This is a genomic window from Flavobacteriales bacterium (assembly GCA_020635395.1).
Lineage (GTDB): Bacteria > Bacteroidota > Bacteroidia > NS11-12g > UBA9320 > UBA987.
In genome coordinates, this window is record JACJZV010000002.1 from 310,167 (window position 1) to 328,666 (window position 18,500).

The following is an 18,500-nucleotide window of genomic DNA, read 5'->3' on the forward strand; positions in this document are numbered from 1 at the left end:
GACCAATTCAATCACCGTTTCATTCCATTGCAGGTGAATTTTCCAATTTTATTATTTTGGAAGGATGCATTTTTTGAAGCCACGAATTAAGAATGTGTTGCACATCTACATTGTGTTTTTGCGGAATCAAATGTGATTCTATCATTTCTAAAATACCATTGGCCTGGGTTGATTCATCCACAAAACCGTAGCCTTTATAAATGCCATTTTCAATATAAATAAAAGCCTTCTCGAACCTGGTTTTGCCCGGAAGCCAAACCAAATAGGTGCCACACTGCAGCGTAAACCCCTCAATGGCTTTCTCCACCCGTTGGTTGTATTTTTCTGCCGTTTCGGCCTTTATGCATACCCCCAGGCATTTGCCCAAATGATAGTCGAAACAAGCACTGGCCGTGTTTTGCAAACCCGTCATTTTGCCACAAAGCTGATGTTCGTTTACCAAATTTTGCAAAAAATCTCTGGCACGCACTGTGTTGGAAAAAGAGGCAATGGCGTTGGTAAGGTATTTTTGGCTTTTAACCACCTCCAACCGAAACACGCCATTCTGGTCTTCGTATTTGCAGAGAGCATAGCCCGTTCCGGTATATTTCTGTGCACGGTTAAATTCTGGAAAATGATTTTTTATCTCAACAGACTCTACCAACAAGGCCAAAAATTCCGACCCGGTAATTTGGTACGAAATGTCAAAAATTTGGTTTTTAAACTTGAGCTTACTGATGGAATTATCAGCAAAATGACCTGCAATGCGGCTTTTTATTTCCTTGGCTTTGCCCACATAAATAACCTTTCCTTCCTCATTATGCATAAAATAGACACCCGGTTGGTCGGGTAGATTATCAAAGGTTTCTTTGGGTAAATTAGGCGGCAAACTACCCTCTTTGTTTCGTGTTTTTACAGTTTCTGAAACAATTTCGGAGTCGTCGTGGTTTAGCAACCTTTCAAGCAAAATTGTGGTGGCTTTGGCATCACCGGTGGCACGGTGTCGGTCGAAAATCGGTATGTCGAGCGATTCGCATAATTTGCCCAAGCTGTACGATTTTTTTCCCGGAAAAATTTTTCGGCTCAATCGAACGGTACACACCTTTTTTCGCCGAAAATCAGCCCCAAGTTCTTTAAACTCATTGCGAATAACGTTGTAGTCGAAACCCACACTGTGGGCCACAAAAACCCGATTTTCGGTAATGGTAAATACCTGTTTGGCAATTTCGAAAAACCGTGGAGCGGCAGCAACCATATCATCATTAATGCCCGTGAGATTGGTAATAAAACTTGGAATGGAACACTCCGGGTTTACGAGACTGGAAAACTCCTCCACCACCTCTTTTTTCTCATCGTCGTAAACATAAATAGCAATTTCGGTAATCTTATTCGATTGCCCTGCTGTTTCCACATCTACCACCGCATATTGCATTGAGCAAAGATATTTGTTTGTGAGAAATGAGCGGGTTAAAGAGGCAAAAAGTGTACAAAAAGACAAAACTCGGAATAGCATCGATTATCCCTCTAAAACAACGCATACGAAACTGTCAAATAAGAATAAAAGGAATAGAAACTTCCACCTTTGCCGAATTGCGATTGAGATAGTGGATATTGAGCAAGCTGTGATGGCTCAAGAAATTGATCGTAAATTGATAAACCTGCTATCTGCAAAGGCCCATCCAAAGAAGTGTCGTTTGCCTTTTGAACCTTTCTTATCTGGTTTGAAAAACTCCAATTTATCCGAAATTTTGGCGAGATGTAATATTGAATATCAAAACTATTTTCAAGCGAATTCAACGCCAATCCAAACGATTTTGGATACCAAATGAATATTTCATTGTCCTCATGGTTGTATGTTAGATGCGTAAACCTGGTGTTTAGAGTTATGGCAGTTCGAGTATTAGGATAAAAGCCAATGCCATTATTTACATGAAGTTGGATGCCTTTTTCTTTGAATGGCGACCACTCAGAATAATCGTTATTATAGGAATATTTATATCTCGAATTGAACCGTATTGAACCCCAATAAATTTGAGAATTTATGGAATGCTGCCATTTTTGCGAAATCGGCTTTTCGTGGTCAAATTCAAACCCCCAAAAAAACCTATTATATTGACCTTCGCTGTTGTAGGTGTACAAATTTCCACCGCCTGTATTTCTATATTCGTTGGTATAATATCCAACGGCTGGATAAATTGCCATTGCCAATCGGTTTCCGCTAAATCGGGTTGGGGTGGCACCAAAAGACCAATAATCAGTGAGTGTTGCGAAATACTTTGCATCGCTATTGGTTGCTAAATCATGATGTTGGAAAAAAGAATCCAACTGCTCGATTTGCCAAATTTTCAGCAATCGGGTATCAAAAAAACGCCTGTTTCGCAGGGTGGTTATAAAGGTAGCCAACTCCAAAATTTTTTGATCCGAAATGTCTGTTCGGCAGCGGCCAACCCGTTGCAGATAATCCAACAAGAAAGTAGCTTGCCGGGCATCGTCCACCTGCTCCAATCGGCCTTTGCCATATTTAAAAGCTGTACCCACCGAACCGGAATAGTCGTTGTGAACTTCTCGTGTCGTTAACAATTCATCAGAATAAGCCTCATTTCGATATTGCTCGTAAAGCCATTTGCTCATGACCTGATATTCAAAAAACCGATTATTTTTATAATAAAACCGATTGCTATAAAACTGACTAAAACTGGGACTCCAATCATAACGGAGCGTTGTAGAACTTGTTCTGTCATTTATTTCCGTCGTTCTTCTATTTCCATTGGTTGAAATATTAAAGGTGTTGACCGTTTGTCTTTTTCGTGAATTGAAATTGGTGTAGAAATAGCCGGAATATCTAAAAGAGGAACTTAAATACTTAGAATTGGGTTTGGGGGTTTTCCAATCGTTCGATTTGTCGCCGTAACTCGTATTATCAAAATAATTGTCGAACGATTTGTATTTCACATCCGCCAACTTGTATTTTGATAAATCAAAGGTAGAAACTTGGGCTTGGCAAATAGTTGCCAACACACAAATGCCAATAAAACCTAAAATGCGATGAGCCATATTTGATTATTTCTTTTTTTCAAAAATATAAAATTAATTGTTTGAGAAAAGTCACAGGTTGCTGTGTTTCGCTATTTTCGGAAATGAAAAGTCTGGCATTTTTGACGGTTTCAACCGTTCTTTGTTGTGTCTCCTTCTACTATATTTGTGCAAATTGGATTTGATGACCATTTCAAACAACACCCGCATTTTTGAGATAACTGCGGCCTTTTTGACGGCTTTGGGCAAATTTCTGTTTGTCGATTTTTTGGGCTGGAGATTTACATTCACCACTGTAGCCATTCTTTTTTGGGTGAGTTATGTTTTTATTCGATACCGTCAAAATCATGAAATTTTGGCCTATTGGGGGTTTTCCAAAAACAATTTTCGAGAGGTGGTTATTAAACTTCTTCCGTTTGCAGCTATTTCTTTGATTGCCTGTTTTGCCATTGGTTACATCCGGCAAACAATCAATATCTCATGGCATATTATCCCAATTTTAATACTCTACCCCCTTTGGGGTGTTATACAACAATTTCTTTTAGTTGGTCTTATTGCAGGCAATTTGAAAGATTTTGAGGGTCAACCCTTGAAGGATATTTACATCATCTTTGTTTCTTCAATATGTTTTGCAGCCATCCATTATCCGTATTACTGGTTGATAGTCGGGACATTTGTTTTGGCATTGATTTATTCCAGCATTTATCTCAAAAAAAGAAACCTCTATGCCTTAGGGTTATTTCACGGCCTGCTGGGTGCACTTTTCTTTTACACAGTAGTGAATAGAGACCCTTTTTTGGAAATGTTTGGCAACCTGCTGAATTTGAAATGAGATAGCAGTGATGTAACATTTTTCTATATTTGACCTATTCTACAAACCATCGAACGGAATGAGAAATCCAACGTTGGTCAATATGGTTTTTAACAAATTGAAACAATACTCATGACATGGATTAATAAAATTGCTTTCTATCGGAATATTCGCAACGAAGTTCCAAATCAAGAATTGGCCAGAGAATTGGCCAACACCAACAACACAACCGGAATAGAGGAAATATCCAATTATTTGTTCGACAAGAATACTTCAGTAGCCAGCGATTGTCTGAAAGTTCTTTATGAAATTGGGTATATTAAACCGGAGTTGATAGAAGCCTATGCGGATACTTTTTTGCAATTGTTAGAGTCGAAAAATAACAGAATGGTTTGGGGGAGTATGATAGCCCTTGCCACCATAGCCCCGCAAAAAGCAGATGACCTCTACAAAAAAATAGATTTATTGCTGCAAACCATAAAACAAGGTACATTAATTACGGAGGTTTGGGGAATAAAAACGCTTGTTTACGTTTCGTTGCAAAACGATGCATATAAAAGCAGACTGCTGCCCGTGCTTTTTGATTATTTAGAAAAATGCAGACCCATTGATTTTGCCACAAGGGTGGAGACAATTTTACCCGCAATATCCACCCCAAACGAAAAAGAAATTATGGACAAAATAATTGCCTTAAAAACACCAGAACTTTCGGAATCGCAATCAAAAAAATTAAATGCCGCTTTAAAAAAACATAATAAGCAAACGAAATGACACTAAAATTTATACTCTTAGATGGTGCACAAGGACTGATAATCATTCCTGTTTTCTTTTTGATTCACTTAATAAGCACCCTGCTTATAGAAGGCTCTGTGTTGTATTTTTTCAAATACAAAATGTTTTTACAATGCCTTTACGATGCTTTTATTGCAAACTTGAGCTCATTGATAATTGGTCTCTTACTGTATTTTCAATTCCAAAAACTGTCGGAATATCTTGTACAAAACAGAAGTGACAATCGACTGCTCATTTTGCTTCTGATTTATTATTTTCAGACCGTTATTGTAGAAGGAGTCCTTCTCAAATATCTAAACAAAACATTTCCTACAAGAAAACTTATTGTGGCCAATATTCTAATGAATCTTCTCACTTACGCCACTTTATACTTGATATTGAAGACAATACGATAATGTCTCAAACAAGAAAATATCTAACACTTGGTCTGGGTCACGGAATTAATGATTGCATTGCGGGATTCATTGTTGGCAGTTTATTTTATCACAATTATTCTTCTTTAGAATTGGGCATTTATACGCTTATATATAACCTTATTGCTTTTGGTGGGCAACTGGCTTTTGCCAAAATACTTGAAACCATTTTTATGCCGAAAAAGTATTTGATTGGTGCATTTCTGTTGTTGGTTGCTTCACTTGGGTTTTTAAATTTCTCGCCCAAATTAGCCATTCTTTTTTCAGGAATAGCCTCGGCTGTTATCCATGTTACGGGCGGTGTAGAATCTATTCGGAAAGATGGCAAGGCATTTGGCATTGGCATTTTTGCATCGCCTGGTGTGGTGGGTTTGATTGTTGGGGGTTATCTTGCATACAAAAGAATCGATTTTATCTTACCTGCAATTGGCATGTGCCTTTCATACTTAATTCTATTAATGATCTCTTACAAACCCTCTCCCAACTATCTCAAACCCGAAATAGAAGAGCCTTTGGTAGAGAGACATGATGTTCTGATGATTATTCTCTTAACGGCAATTAGTTTAAGATCTTTTATTTGGGACGTATTCCAAATGGTAAAACAAGAAAATTACAACTGGTTAATAGTGGTTGCAATTGCCGCCATGTTCGGCAAACTGATTGGCAGTTTTTTGGCTGATAAAATTGGCCACGTCAAATACTCCATTATTGCCCTGTGCCTATCACTACCCTTTCTGACAATTCTAAAGAAAAATATTGTTACACTGGGCATTGGAGTCTCTTTGCTTCAATCCACAATACCTGCCACTACTGCAATGTTGGTTAAACTCATGCGACAGAAACCTGCGATTGCGGTTTCCATTTCTTTTGGATTATCCGTATTTATTGCCATTGTCCTGTTTTATACTCCAGCCATACAGTATATCAACAATAATGCATTGATATTTTTCACTTTGTTGGCATCTACATTGCTGCTTTTATTATTCAACAAACTAAGTAAAAAGGGGCGTTATGTCTCCAAATAAAGAATTCCTTGCATTCATTTGCGGCTCATGTAGGCAATATTTGGCTGGGTTCTTAGATTTTGCCAATCAAAGTGGTAAAAAAATAAAAGTTAAGATAAATGCACACCCAGAGGCACAAAGTGCAGTAGATTTTTTAAATTTATTAAAGAAATAAAGACAGAAATATGAATATAAAATATTTAAATATAATTAAGGACTATCCGACGTTTACCTATAAGTTAGCAGGAATACAGGTGACTTGCCAAGGCCTTAGTGAGGCAGAAATACGGCGGCTTGAAATAAAATACAACAACGGCAATGCTTTTCCGCTGGTGGTTAAAGAGTTTCTTTACTTAGCAGGAAAGGAGAATTATTTTTTTGACGCAAATGGCGGTGCTGAGCATTTTCATGACGGAGTGCTTAGCGAAATGAGCCGTATGGGACTCACATTTAATCGTCCGATATTAATTACAAGCAATTATGGAGTGGGAAATGGTTTTGAATTTGTTTATCTGGATGAGGCCGATGACCCGATAGTGAAGGTTACTACTGGGCACACAAAAAACTTCCAGTGGGCTAATTCCAATATTGTCGATCTACCATGGGATGATGAATATACGAATGTAAGATTGTCCGAATGTATTAAGGATTATGTATTAGGCAGGCAAGAAAAAAATTCTAAATAGACCATGAGCAGCAAACCCATAACCCCACGCTATTACCCGAAACTTTCGGAACTAATGGATGTAAATCGCATACCGGAAGTGTTTGGCTTACAGCCAAAATGAAAAAGAAACACTAACGTCATGAATACTGAAAATATCCCTTTTTTGTACTTTCGAAGTAGTTTGGAGCATAACATAATTCTGCTCTTTCACAAAACGATAATGCTAAAGATTGATTTATGAACTTTGAAGAAACCTACAGGCGTTTCCCAGACAGGAAACTTGAACATATTGCAAAATATGAATTTGATTCTTTGCAACCAGAGGCAAAGATTGCAATAACCTCAGAACTAAAAAGAAGAAACCTTGATTCAGAAGTTAAGGAATTCCATAAAATTCTTGAGGAGGATGTAACAAAAGATGAGTTTAGGAAAATTGCAAATTTATACAGATCATGCGATTGTCCATATTGCGGTAAGACAAACAAAGGAATTAACGTCGTAAATATAAGCTATCTGTACTTTATTGTTGTTTTGATTTTTTGGGGAAAGTTATCTTATGTAGGGTGTTCAAGTTGCTTAGAGGAACAATTAAATGATTATAAGAAAAAACTAAAACTTCTCGCTCTTATTGTGCCTTTCCAAACCATATTAAGTTTTATTACAATTCATGATGTTAATAAAGCCATTAAAAATATTCAGGGTAACAATACCCCCACAAGGGAATATTTGCAATATGTGAGAGATAATGTATATAGTATTAAAGAAATCCTAAGAAAAATGGATAAAATATGAATATTAAATACTTAAATATTATACGTCAGCACCCTACATTTAACAATGGGTTATTCACAGATACTTGCCAAGGCTTTAGCGAGGCAGAAATACGGCGGCTTGAAATAAAATACAACAACGGCAATGCTTTTCCGCTGGTGGTTAAAGAGTTTCTATACTTAGCAGGAAAGGAGAATTATTTTTTTGACGCAAATGGCGGTGCTGAGCATTTTCACGACTCAGTGCTTAGCGAAATGAGCCGTATGAGACTCACATTTAATCGTCCGATATTAATTACAAGCAATTATGGAGTGGGAAATGGTTTTGAATTTGTTTATTTGGATGAGGGCGATGACCCGATAGTAAAGGTTACCAGTGGAGGTCCGAGCAATTTCCAGTGGGCTAATTCCAATATTGTCGATCTACCATGGGATGATGAATATACGAATGTAAGATTGTCCGAATGCATTAAGTGTTATGTATCCACCATGCAAGAAAAAAATTCCAAATAAAATCATGAGCAGCAAACCCATAAACCCACGCTATTACCCGAAACTTTCGGAACTAAAAAATTTTAGAGGCTTGCCGCCGCATCTCATTAGGTAAACCCACAAATCCTCTCGCCCACAGCCAGTGCAGCACTGGTCATAATATCAAGATTTCCGGCGTATGTCGGCAAATAGTGGCCTGCACCTACCACTTTTAGCAAAACGGTAGTTTTTAGTCCACTCACATGTCCAATGCCTTCAATAAAAACGGGGTTCCCCGGCAAAATGTCGTCAAACTGAACCTCTTGGTGCAACTCATAGCCCGGTACATATTTTTGCACTTCGGCCACCATTTCATGAATGCTTTTTCGCACTTCTTCTTTATCGGCTTGCTCGCTTAGCGTAAAAACAGTATCTCGCATTACCAATGGCGGCTCGGCAGGATTTAAAATTATGATGGCTTTCCCTTTAGCAGCCCCACCCACTTTTTCAATGGCATGTGCCGTTGTTTCGGTAAATTCGTCAATGTTTGCCCGAGTGCCTGGCCCGGCAGACTTGCTGGCTATGGAGGCAACAATTTCGCCATAATGCACTTTGGCCACTTTATTTACTGCCGCTACCATGGGTATGGTAGCCTGTCCGCCGCATGTCACCATATTTATTCCGGTATCAAACGGGTATTCAAATTTTTGTTGACCGGAAATTTTGGAGTTAAAAGTTACCGCCGGAATAACAAATGGGCCAATGGCTGCAGGGGTTAAATCAACCACTTTTTTGTTGGGGAATTTTTTGATTTTATCAAAGTTATACAAATGAGCCTTGGCAGAGGTGGCGTCAAAAATTACTTCAATTTCGCTCCATTCGGGCATGGCAATCAGTCCGTCCACACCTTCATGTGTGGTGGCCACCCCCATGCGTTTCGCTCGAGCCAGTCCGTCTGAGTCGGGGTCTATGCCCACCATCACGCCCATTTCGAGCACGTTGGAGTTTCGCATAATTTTTATCATCAAATCAGTGCCAATATTTCCCGAACCAATAATTGCTGCTTTTGCCTTCATATTATGGTTCAAAACAACGGATTTTTTCTTTAAAAAAAGATTCAGGGCGTAATTTGAACAAAAAGAGTCCAAAACATTTTGAACTCGACTGTTTATCTTTGCCCAATGGCGTTTAAACTTACATCCGAATTTGAACCGAAAGGCGATCAGCCGGAAGCGATAAAGCAACTGATATCAGGACTCAGCGATGGATTTAAGGCTCAAACTTTGTTGGGTGTTACAGGTAGTGGAAAAACATTTACCATGGCCAATGTTATTCAGCAAGTGCAACGCCCAACGCTTATTATTAGCCATAACAAAACGCTTGTTGCCCAGCTTTATGGCGAGTTTAAACAGTTTTTTCCGGAAAATGCCGTAGAATATTTTGTGTCGTATTACGACTATTATCAGCCAGAGGCATTTATACCCACCACCAACACCTATATTGAAAAAGACCTTCAGATAAACGAAGAAATTGAAAAACTACGATTAAGTGCCACCTCTTCGTTGTTGAGTGGGCGGAGAGATGTTATTGTGTTAGCTTCGGTTAGTTGTATCTATGGTGCCGGAAATCCGGGCGATTTTGAAACTAGTATAATCCGACTTGAACGTGGCCAAAAAATGAGTCGTAATACATTGCTTTATGCCTTGGTTGAAAGTTTATATAGCCGCACCACGGCCGATTTTAAACGAGGCACGTTTCGGGTAAAAGGAGATAATGTGGATGTATTTCTGGCCTATGACGACAGAGCATTGCGAGTAACATTTTTCGGGAATGAGGTAGAAGAACTCTCACTTATCGACCCCATTTCGGGCAGAACAGAAGAAGAATTGGACACCGCAGCCATTTTTCCCGCCAATCTGTGGGTAACGCCGAGAGAGCGGCTCAATCATGCCATCAAACAAATACAAGATGACATGGTGAAACAAGTAGAATATTTTAAAGCAAATGAAAAACCGCTGGAGGCCAAACGTATTGAGGAACGAACTACATACGATTTAGAAATGATACGGGAATTGGGTTATTGCAGCGGAATTGAGAATTACAGTCGCTACATGGACGACCGTTTGCCCGGCACAAGACCCTTTTGTTTGATAGATTATTTCCCCAAAGACTTTTTGATGATAATTGACGAAAGCCATGTAACACTACCTCAAGTTAGAGCCATGTATGGCGGCGATAGGTCGAGAAAAATGAATTTGGTGGACTACGGCTTCCGACTTCCTGCTGCCATGGACAACCGACCGTTGAAGTTTGATGAATTCGAAAATTTGATAAATCAAGTAATATATGTCAGTGCCACACCCGGCGATTATGAAATGATTCAATCAGAAGGGGTTGTGGTGGAGCAATTGATTCGTCCAACAGGATTGCTTGACCCTGTCATTGAAGTTCGCCCATGTTTTAATCAAGTAGATGATTTGCTTGACGAAATTGACAACGAGGTTAAAAAAGGTTCGCGAGTGTTGGTAACAACTCTAACCAAACGCATGGCCGAAGAGTTAGACAAATATTTAAAACGACTGAATATTAACAGTGCCTACATACACTCAGAAGTAAAAACGCTGGACAGGGTAGAAATATTGAGAGACCTACGAATGGGTGTGTATGATGTGCTGGTGGGCGTAAACCTATTGAGAGAAGGCTTGGATTTGCCCGAGGTAACGTTGGTAGCTATTTTAGATGCCGACAAGGAAGGTTTTTTGCGTTCGCATCGGTCGCTTACCCAAACCATTGGTCGGGCAGCACGAAACCAAGACGGACGGGTAATAATGTATGCCGACAACATGACTGACTCTATGAAAAAAACCATAGACGAAAATAACCGAAGACGAGAAATTCAGGTGGCACACAATGCCGCCCATGGCATTGTGCCAACCACGGTTAAAAAATCGAAAGAATCTATTTTAGAACAAACCTCTGTGGCCGACCGCAAGGCAAACAAAGAAACAAAACCTTATTTGCAGAATGAGCAGGTAAGTCTGGCTGCCGACCCCGTGTATAAATACATGACCAAAGATCAAATAAAAGCAGCCATTGGCCAAAACAAAAAACTTATGCAAAAAGCTGCAAAAGAACTTGACTTTATTGAGGCAGCCCGATTTAGAGACGAAATTGCCCGATTAGAAAAAATGCTCTAAAAAAAAACCCTCTATCGATTGATAGAGGGATTTTATTATTAGTAATTTTAATATAGAAATACCTTTTATTTCTTGTATGAAAGTCGAACCTCAACCCTTCTGTTCAAAGCTCTTCCTTCTGGAGTATCGTTGGTGGCAACCGGAACCGTTTCGCCATATCCGGTGGCAGTAATACGAGCTGCATCAACACCTTTTCCAATCAAATATGCTTTTACAGCATCAGCACGCTTTTGACTCAACACCTGATTGGCAGCATCATCGCCTACATTATCCGTATGTCCTTCTACACTTGCTTGCAAGGTTGGGTTATCAAGCAATATCTCAACAATGGTATCCAAATCAGGATAGCTCTCGGTTTTGATTGTAGAACTTGCTGTTTCGAAGTGAATATTTTTAGCAGCCAATTCAACACGAGCAATAATTTCTTTTGGAACTTCTTCCTCTTGTTTGGGTACATACACATCCTTAACAAAGTTATAAACAAACCCGGCAGAAGAATACAAATAAGCATCGTGTGTTGCATTCAATTTAACACGGCTCAAAGAGAAAGGATACCCATCGTAGTTATCGTCGTAAGAGTAGTTGTATAACATTTGCAACGACAAGTCAATATTTTTTATCAACTCAATTCTTACACCACCTCCGGCAGCCCAATGTGCGGCATACCATACACGATTGTTTATATAGTTGGGCGAATACCCTTCGTGGTCGTGATAGATTTTTGAAATAGACTTCATACCACCATAACCAGCTTGAAGATATGGTTTTATTCTTGACAATTCGCTCATAAATTTATCGTTTGCAAATTTGTATCTCAAACCAAACATCACATCCGAAATATGAGCAGTAAATCCTTGACGTGGAAAAGCTCCAACACGAGCTCCTAAATCACCAACCGAACCAAAAAGAAGCCCATCAAAACTTTTGTTAATTTTATATCCCAACGAACCGCCGATGGCTTGATAATTGGGCTTAACGGCTAAAAAGTATTGAACTTGTCTGTCTCCACCATATTCTCTAATCCCACCGTTTATCTCGATACCAAACTTATTGCTTGCATTCTGAGCGTTTGAAGTAAAAGAAATTGCAGTTAAAACCGCCATTACGCCAAAAGAAAAAAGTAATTTTCTATTCATTATTTTATAAGTTTTCTATTGTGTCTTACTAATGCTTGCGACATTAAGAATTGTCATCTTAATCTCACACTTCAATATTAAAGGTTCTTTTAGAAATAAAAAAAAAATTAAATTTATTTTTAAAATTTTGACAATTAGTGGCTTAAAGATTATGCCCAAATACTTGTTCCTTCGGTACAATTGCGACAGATGTCTATATTTCGCCGAGACTTGAGTATAAGCAACCGAAATGAGCTGTACTCCGCACTTTGCCATATTGATTTGAATTGAGCCAAATTTATATCGCCAAATTGGTGCTTAGCATCTTTATCAAAACAGCAAGGTACCACTTTTCCATCCCACGTTATGACGCAATTGTGCCAAAGCCGCCAACAATGGTTTAGCAGTTTACTTTTTATTTTCATTTTGCCGTTTTCCATTTTGTATCGAGCATATTTAAACCCTGATTCTGTTGGAATTAAGTTTGTGTCATTTTCAAAATCATATACTTGAGCAGTTTTTATGGCCAGTTTATCAACTCCGTATTGTTTTGCCAGTTTTTTAATTTCATCTATTTGATGGGTATTGTGACTAAACACGATAAACTGCCAAATAATGTATGGCCCCCTCCCCGCTTCTTTCTTGGCTTGTACAATATTTTTTGTACCTTCCAACACCTTCTCAATATTGCCTCCAATCCGATACTTTCCGTAGGTATCCTGCGAGGTGCCATCGATAGAAATGGTCAAACGCTTTAACCCGGAAGTTATCGTTTTTTTGCAATTTTCCGGAGTGAGGTAGTGGGCATTGGTGCTGGTGGCGGTGTAGATATTGCTTTGTGAAGCGTAATTAACCATTTCCAAAAAATCAGGGTTCAAATAAGGCTCGCCCTGAAAATAATAGGTAATATAGGTAAGTGTTTTTTTTAGTTGGTCGATAATAGTTTTGTTCAAATCGGGCTGCAACATTCCCGTTTCTCGGGTAAATTGTCTTAACCCACTTGGGCATTGTGGGCAACGCAAATTGCAGGAAGTGGTAGGTTCAATGCTAATGGCAATGGGCAAGCCTCGGTGTTTATTTTTTTTGGTAAGTCGGGAGACATAATAGCTACCTAATATGCGAAAAGCATTTATCAACTTTTTGGTTGACAAAACCTTTAGGTAATTAATAATGTCGAGCAACTGAGCCTTCACGCCGCGAAATTAGGCTTTTATGGCGGTGGCCAAAGATGAATAGGCTCTATAATTTTAGTAATTTTTGAGCCAACTCCATGTCAACCTCATCCACCATCAGTCGGATTCCGCCATCAGTCGGTGTAAAAAAATTATAGGTAATAGTGGCCGTTTCGCCAAGCACAAAAGCCTCAATACCATTCGTTTCTAACATATTTTTGGCATTATGTGCCTCAATACTGGTAAAGTATTTTTTGAGTAAGGTGGGGTTTTGCATATTGCAAAAATAGATAAATGCTGGTCGGGTTTTTTAAATGGCTAATATCTTGAAAATGCTTTTAAAAAGATTTTTTGCAACAATGGTACATTTGAAGTTATATGCAACAAATCTGTTGGGTTGTGAATCAAAAGTACAAAACATAACAAATGAAGTTTGATAAATTTATTTTAGCATTCGCTTTTCTCATTTTGAACTACAGAGTTATTGCTCAAGTAAACGCCAATTTTAGTTATAACATAGAGACAGGTGGCGACCCTTGCGACCTAAGGCTATTGCTAAAAGATTCTTCTTTTGTTGCAGTTCAAGACACTATAATAAGTTTTCAATGGATATTGGGAGATAACTCCAATCCTCGGTTTGGTAAGGAAATAACTTACAACTACAGCTCGTCAGGATTTTTCGACGTTTCATTAATTGTTGAAACAAAACTCGGATGTGCGGATACGGTTACCAAAGAGGTATTTATTCCCGGACCGGCACCATCATTTGAAATCACAAACGGCATAAACATTAGCCAAGACAGTTTTTTGTTTTGCGAAAACACACGTGTAAATATAAAAAACACTAGTTCAAAACCAATGTATGACCCCACTTGGATAATGCTTTGGGGAGATGGAAGCGTCTCATACTCTGATGATATTGGCTGGGACTTTCAACACATTTATGAGACGGGCACATATTCAATTTCCATGTTTATGGAGGATGGCACCAATATGAGATGCAATAGAGTTTACCCTGACACAAGCTCAAGCAATGGCAAAAAACCTCGGAAAATTATTGTGACTGTTCAACCGTTGCCAGAAATTGAACTAATTGCCGGACAATCTGAATATGGTACAAAGGAATGGGCCAGTTTTTTTGTAAAGGAAAATTCAGGAGCCGATAGCCTCCTATGGGATTTTGGCGATGGTACAAAACGGATAACAACTTCTTACGAAATTCTGCAAAAGCATCGGTTCAAATACTCTGGCAGGTATCAAGTTATTGTATCTACTTTGCTTAATGAAACTCAAGTAAACAATGGAATGTGTCAAATAAAGGATACAGCCGTAATTCATATTACCGACTTTCCACTTAGAAATGCCCCAGCACAAAGAGAAACACAGCTTTTATATCCCAATCCGGTGGAAAACACCCTGCATATTTCAACCAATACCAAAAACTCCCTTTTTACCATTTATAATTCGTTTGGTCAGATTGTTTCAGAATTAACGGTATCAAACCATTGCATTGATGTATCCCATTTGTCATCAGGAATTTATGTGCTAACTTTCATAAATTCTGAAGGAATACAGAATTTTCGTTTTCTAAAAACCTAATACGCTTTTGCAAAAAGCACCCTTCTGTTTGAAGGTTTCCCGGAATAAACACATACACCAGCTTCCTCTTTTGCATCAAACGGTATGCAGCGAATGGTGGCTTTTGTTTCTTGTTTAATTTTTTCCTCCGTTTCGCCAGTGCCGTCCCAATGGGCGGAAATAAAACCGGTTTTGTTTTCCAACACGTTTTTAAATTCTTCCCACGTGTTTACGTTGGTTATGTGATTGTCTCTAAAAGTTTCGGCTCTCAAAAACAAGTTTTGTTGTATCGATTCAAGCAAATGCTCTACCTTGTTGGGCAAATCTTGCATTTGTAACACCTCTTTTTCTTTGGTGTCTCGTCGGGCAATTTCTACCGTTCCGTTTTCTAAATCTCTTGGGCCAATGGCAATTCGCACCGGAACCCCTTTTAACTCCCATTCGGCAAATTTAAATCCAGGTTTTTGGGTGTCGCGGTCATCATATTTTACCGAAAAGCCTTTTGCCTCTAATGATTTTTTTATTTCGTTGGCTTTGATAGAAATTTGCTCAAGTTGCTCCAAACCCTTGTAAATAGGCACAACTACCACTTGAATCGGAGCTAAGTTTGGTGGCAACACTAATCCTTCATCATCGCTGTGGGTCATTATTAAAGCCCCCATCAACCGAGTAGAAACCCCCCAACTTGTTGCCCACACATATTCCAGTTTTCCTCCGGTGGTAGCGTATTTTACGTCAAACGCTTTGGCAAAATTTTGCCCCAAAAAGTGAGAAGTGCCCATTTGAAGGGCTTTTCCATCCTGCATCAAGCCTTCGATACAATAGGTGTCGTCCGCTCCGGCAAATCGTTCGTTTTCGGTTTTCACGCCTTTTATAACCGGAATGGCCATAAAGTTTTCGGCAAAATCGGCATATACTTCCAGCATTTGCTTGGTTTCGGCCACAGCTTCAGCTTTTGTGGCGTGAGCCGTGTGTCCTTCTTGCCAAAGAAATTCGGCAGTTCGCAAAAACAAACGTGTCTTCATTTCCCACCGCACCACATTAGCCCATTGGTTTACTAATATTGGCAAATCTCTGTATGATTGAATCCAACCTTTGTAGGTATTCCAAATAATGGCTTCGCTGGTGGGTCGCACCACAAGTTCCTCTTCCAGTTTGGCTTCGGGGTCAACAATCAATTTTGATTTGTCGTCTGGGTTTGTTTTTAATCTATAATGTGTCACCACGGCACATTCTTTTGCGAAACCTTCGGCATTTTTTTCTTCGGCTTCAAACAATGATTTTGGTACAAACAACGGAAAATAGGCATTTGAGTGTCCTGTTTCTTTGAACATTTTGTCGAGCCGTTGCTGCATTTTTTCCCATATTGCGTAGCCATAAGGTTTTATAACCATACAACCCCTTACTGCCGAATGTTGGGCCAAATCAGCGTTTTCAACCAAATTATTGTACCATTTTGAATAATTTTGTTCGCGTGTAACTTTTTCAAATGCCATAAATATTTAGAAACTTGGAATGTATTTTGCGTATATAATTAAAAAGAAGGCAAAGGTATGACTTCTCCGATTTAATAACTTTAAAAATAATAGACAGATGAAAACGTTCTTTACTTTAACAGCAGCAGCCACCATCCTCACGTCATGTGCGGCTTTGCAGGGCTCTCAAACCGGTCAAACCCCGGTTTATGATGATTTGTATTATTCCTCAAACGATGAAGAGGTAAACGCTAAAAAGACAACATCTGATAACAAGCAGGAAGTTATTAAATACGAAAATCAGTCTAAAAAAGTAGATGCAAATTATACTAAAACAGACAATACAAATTCAACGGTTGAAGAAGTATATGGTGACACAGAAGTTTCGGACGAAACAAATGATGTGTACAACCAAAATCAAACAAACGGTTTAGCATCCGACGGTTTTTCTTATGAAGACCATTTTAACCGAATGAATGGTGATGATTATTATTCCGACGGCTACAACGATGGATATAACGATGGATATTATGACAACTCATACAACCGCTATTCTTATAATAGAGGAAACTACCGATATGGTGGTTGGTATGATTACAACTATCCCTATTCTTCCTACAATTACAACTATTACCCATCCTATTATTCGTACGGATATACAACTTACCGACCTTGGCATCCGTGGAGAAGCAGAAGAACTACTGTTTATGTAGGTTATTCGTATGGTTCATGGTATAATGGATACAATTACGGTTGGACATGCTACCCAACACCCGTTTATTCTTATGGATATTCCTATGGGTATCCTTATCAAAGTTATTCTTACGGCTATTATTCGCCATACTACAACTATCCTTATTATGGCAGCTACTACAATAACTACGGTTATAGAAAAAATTACACAAGAGTAAGATACGTTAATAACAACTCCGGAGGATCGGGCGGTTCTGGTTCGTCTGGTGGTTCAAATGGTGGCGTTGTTAGAAATGACAACTCAGGTACAAACAACCGTCCAAGACAAACTGTTAGAACCAACACCCCGACACAAGGCAGAAATGATCAAGTAAAACCACGTAGCTCCGGTAGAATGGAAACTCCCGAGGTTAAACCACCTGTTGGGCGTGGCGAAGTAGTATCTTCCGACATACCGGAAACCGGCACTCGTGGTAATGTGGCTCAACCCGGAACTCCGACAGGTGGTTCGTCAAGAACCCCCAATGCAGGAGGCAACATATCAAAAGAGAATAACCCATCAAGAAGCAACAGTGGAACGATTAACCCTACTTCTACTGGCAATAGAGGTAGCATTGACGAGTCAAATGGTTCTTCAGAAAATAGAAATCAAAGCAATACACCTAGTAGAACTGTAACTCCAAGTAATACACCCGATAGGTCTGCAACTCCATCAAGAAGTGCTACACCAAGCAGCTCCACATCAGAGCCAAGCCGTTCTTCAACTCCTTCCAGAACAGTTACTCCGAGCAGCACACCTGATAGATCGGCCACGCCATCAAGAAGTGCAACACCAAGCCGAAGCTCTTCTCCAGAGCCAAGCCGTTCTTCAACTCCTTCTAGAACTGTAACTCCGAGCAGCACACCTGATAGATCGGCCACGCCATCAAGAAGTGCAGCACCAAGTCGAAGCTCTTCTCCAGAGCCAAGTCGTTCTTCAACTCCCTCCAGAACAGTTACTCCGAGCAGCACACCTGATAGATCGGCCACGCCATCAAGAAGTGCAGCACCAAGCCGAAGCTCTTCACCTGAGCCAAGTCGTTCTTCAACTCCCTCCAGAACAGTTACTCCGAGCAGCACGCCTGATAGATCGGCCACGCCATCAAGAAGTGCAGCACCAAGCCGAAGCTCTTCTCCAGAGCCAAGTCGTTCTTCAACTCCTTCTAGAACTGTAACTCCGAGCAGCACACCAAGTGCTTCTCCAAGTAGGTCTGCCAGTCCATCAAGAAGTGCATCACCTAGCAGTTCTCCAAGTAGAAGTAGCATGCCATCAAGAAGATAGCATTAGATA

The 18,500-nt window shown here is 39.4% G+C and carries 16 protein-coding genes; 9 read left to right on the top strand and 7 right to left on the bottom strand.

The window, feature by feature from the left end; genetic code table 11:
• Positions 1-19: 19 nt before the first annotated feature.
• Positions 20-1,411, bottom strand: coding sequence for a GIY-YIG nuclease family protein (locus H6607_07515; protein MCB9262207.1), 1,392 nt, complete (start codon positions 1,409-1,411; stop codon positions 20-22).
• Positions 1,412-1,503: 92 nt separating this feature from the next.
• A complete protein-coding gene (locus H6607_07520; protein MCB9262208.1) occupies positions 1,504-3,033 on the bottom strand; it encodes a hypothetical protein in 1,530 nt (509 codons plus the stop codon).
• A gap of 163 nt (positions 3,034-3,196) precedes the next feature.
• Between H6607_07520 and H6607_07525 the strand changes: the two genes are divergently transcribed.
• From H6607_07525 to H6607_07550, 6 genes are all read left to right on the top strand, one after another.
• Positions 3,197-3,844, top strand: coding sequence for a CPBP family intramembrane metalloprotease (locus H6607_07525; GenBank protein MCB9262209.1), 648 nt, complete (start codon positions 3,197-3,199; stop codon positions 3,842-3,844).
• 111 nt (positions 3,845-3,955) lie between these two features.
• Positions 3,956-4,594 (top strand): hypothetical protein, encoded by a 639-nt coding sequence (locus H6607_07530; GenBank protein MCB9262210.1) that lies wholly within the window; start codon positions 3,956-3,958, stop codon positions 4,592-4,594.
• 415 nt (positions 4,595-5,009) lie between these two features.
• Complete coding sequence (locus H6607_07535) at positions 5,010-6,053, top strand: hypothetical protein (protein ID MCB9262211.1); 1,044 nt, start codon at positions 5,010-5,012, stop codon at positions 6,051-6,053.
• 164 nt (positions 6,054-6,217) lie between these two features.
• On the top strand, positions 6,218-6,718 hold the full coding sequence (locus H6607_07540; protein MCB9262212.1) for a hypothetical protein: 501 nt from the start codon (positions 6,218-6,220) through the stop codon (positions 6,716-6,718).
• Positions 6,719-6,936: 218 nt separating this feature from the next.
• Positions 6,937-7,491, top strand: coding sequence for a hypothetical protein (locus H6607_07545; GenBank protein ID MCB9262213.1), 555 nt, complete (start codon positions 6,937-6,939; stop codon positions 7,489-7,491).
• Positions 7,488-7,982: a hypothetical protein gene (locus H6607_07550; protein ID MCB9262214.1), complete on the top strand. Its 495-nt coding sequence runs from the start codon at positions 7,488-7,490 to the stop codon at positions 7,980-7,982. Before H6607_07545 ends, H6607_07550 begins: the two co-directional genes overlap by 4 nt.
• An 86-nt stretch (positions 7,983-8,068) precedes the next feature.
• Here H6607_07550 and H6607_07555 read toward each other — a convergent pair whose 3' ends face one another.
• Positions 8,069-9,016 carry an acetaldehyde dehydrogenase (acetylating) gene (locus H6607_07555; protein MCB9262215.1) on the bottom strand — a complete coding sequence of 316 codons (948 nt, stop codon included), beginning with the start codon at positions 9,014-9,016 and terminating at the stop codon, positions 8,069-8,071.
• 105 nt (positions 9,017-9,121) lie between these two features.
• Between H6607_07555 and uvrB the strand changes: the two genes are divergently transcribed.
• Positions 9,122-11,137 carry an excinuclease ABC subunit UvrB gene (uvrB, locus tag H6607_07560; protein MCB9262216.1) on the top strand — a complete coding sequence of 672 codons (2,016 nt, stop codon included), beginning with the start codon at positions 9,122-9,124 and terminating at the stop codon, positions 11,135-11,137.
• 65 nt (positions 11,138-11,202) lie between these two features.
• Here uvrB and H6607_07565 read toward each other — a convergent pair whose 3' ends face one another.
• From H6607_07565 to H6607_07575, 3 genes are all read right to left on the bottom strand, one after another.
• Entirely contained in the window at positions 11,203-12,273 is a 1,071-nt protein-coding gene (locus tag H6607_07565; GenBank protein MCB9262217.1) for an OmpA family protein, read from the bottom strand.
• Between the two features lie 149 nt (positions 12,274-12,422).
• On the bottom strand, positions 12,423-13,445 hold the full coding sequence (locus H6607_07570; protein ID MCB9262218.1) for an SPASM domain-containing protein: 1,023 nt from the start codon (positions 13,443-13,445) through the stop codon (positions 12,423-12,425).
• A gap of 46 nt (positions 13,446-13,491) precedes the next feature.
• Positions 13,492-13,701, bottom strand: coding sequence for a DUF2007 domain-containing protein (locus H6607_07575; GenBank protein ID MCB9262219.1), 210 nt, complete (start codon positions 13,699-13,701; stop codon positions 13,492-13,494).
• Between the two features lie 191 nt (positions 13,702-13,892).
• On the opposite strand from H6607_07575, the gene H6607_07580 reads away from it, so the two are divergent.
• The gene (locus H6607_07580; protein MCB9262220.1) at positions 13,893-15,023 is read left to right on the top strand and encodes a T9SS type A sorting domain-containing protein; all 1,131 of its coding nucleotides are present in this window, start codon (positions 13,893-13,895) and stop codon (positions 15,021-15,023) included.
• Here H6607_07580 and H6607_07585 read toward each other — a convergent pair.
• Complete coding sequence (locus tag H6607_07585; protein MCB9262221.1) at positions 15,020-16,498, bottom strand: proline--tRNA ligase; 1,479 nt, start codon at positions 16,496-16,498, stop codon at positions 15,020-15,022. The two genes, H6607_07580 and H6607_07585, sit on opposite strands and share 4 nt — an antisense overlap.
• Positions 16,499-16,595: 97 nt before the next feature.
• Here H6607_07585 and H6607_07590 point away from each other — a divergent pair, with 97 nt between their 5' ends.
• Positions 16,596-18,491, top strand: a complete 1,896-nt coding sequence (locus H6607_07590; protein MCB9262222.1) for a hypothetical protein — start codon at positions 16,596-16,598, stop codon at positions 18,489-18,491.
• Positions 18,492-18,500 lie beyond the last annotated feature (9 nt).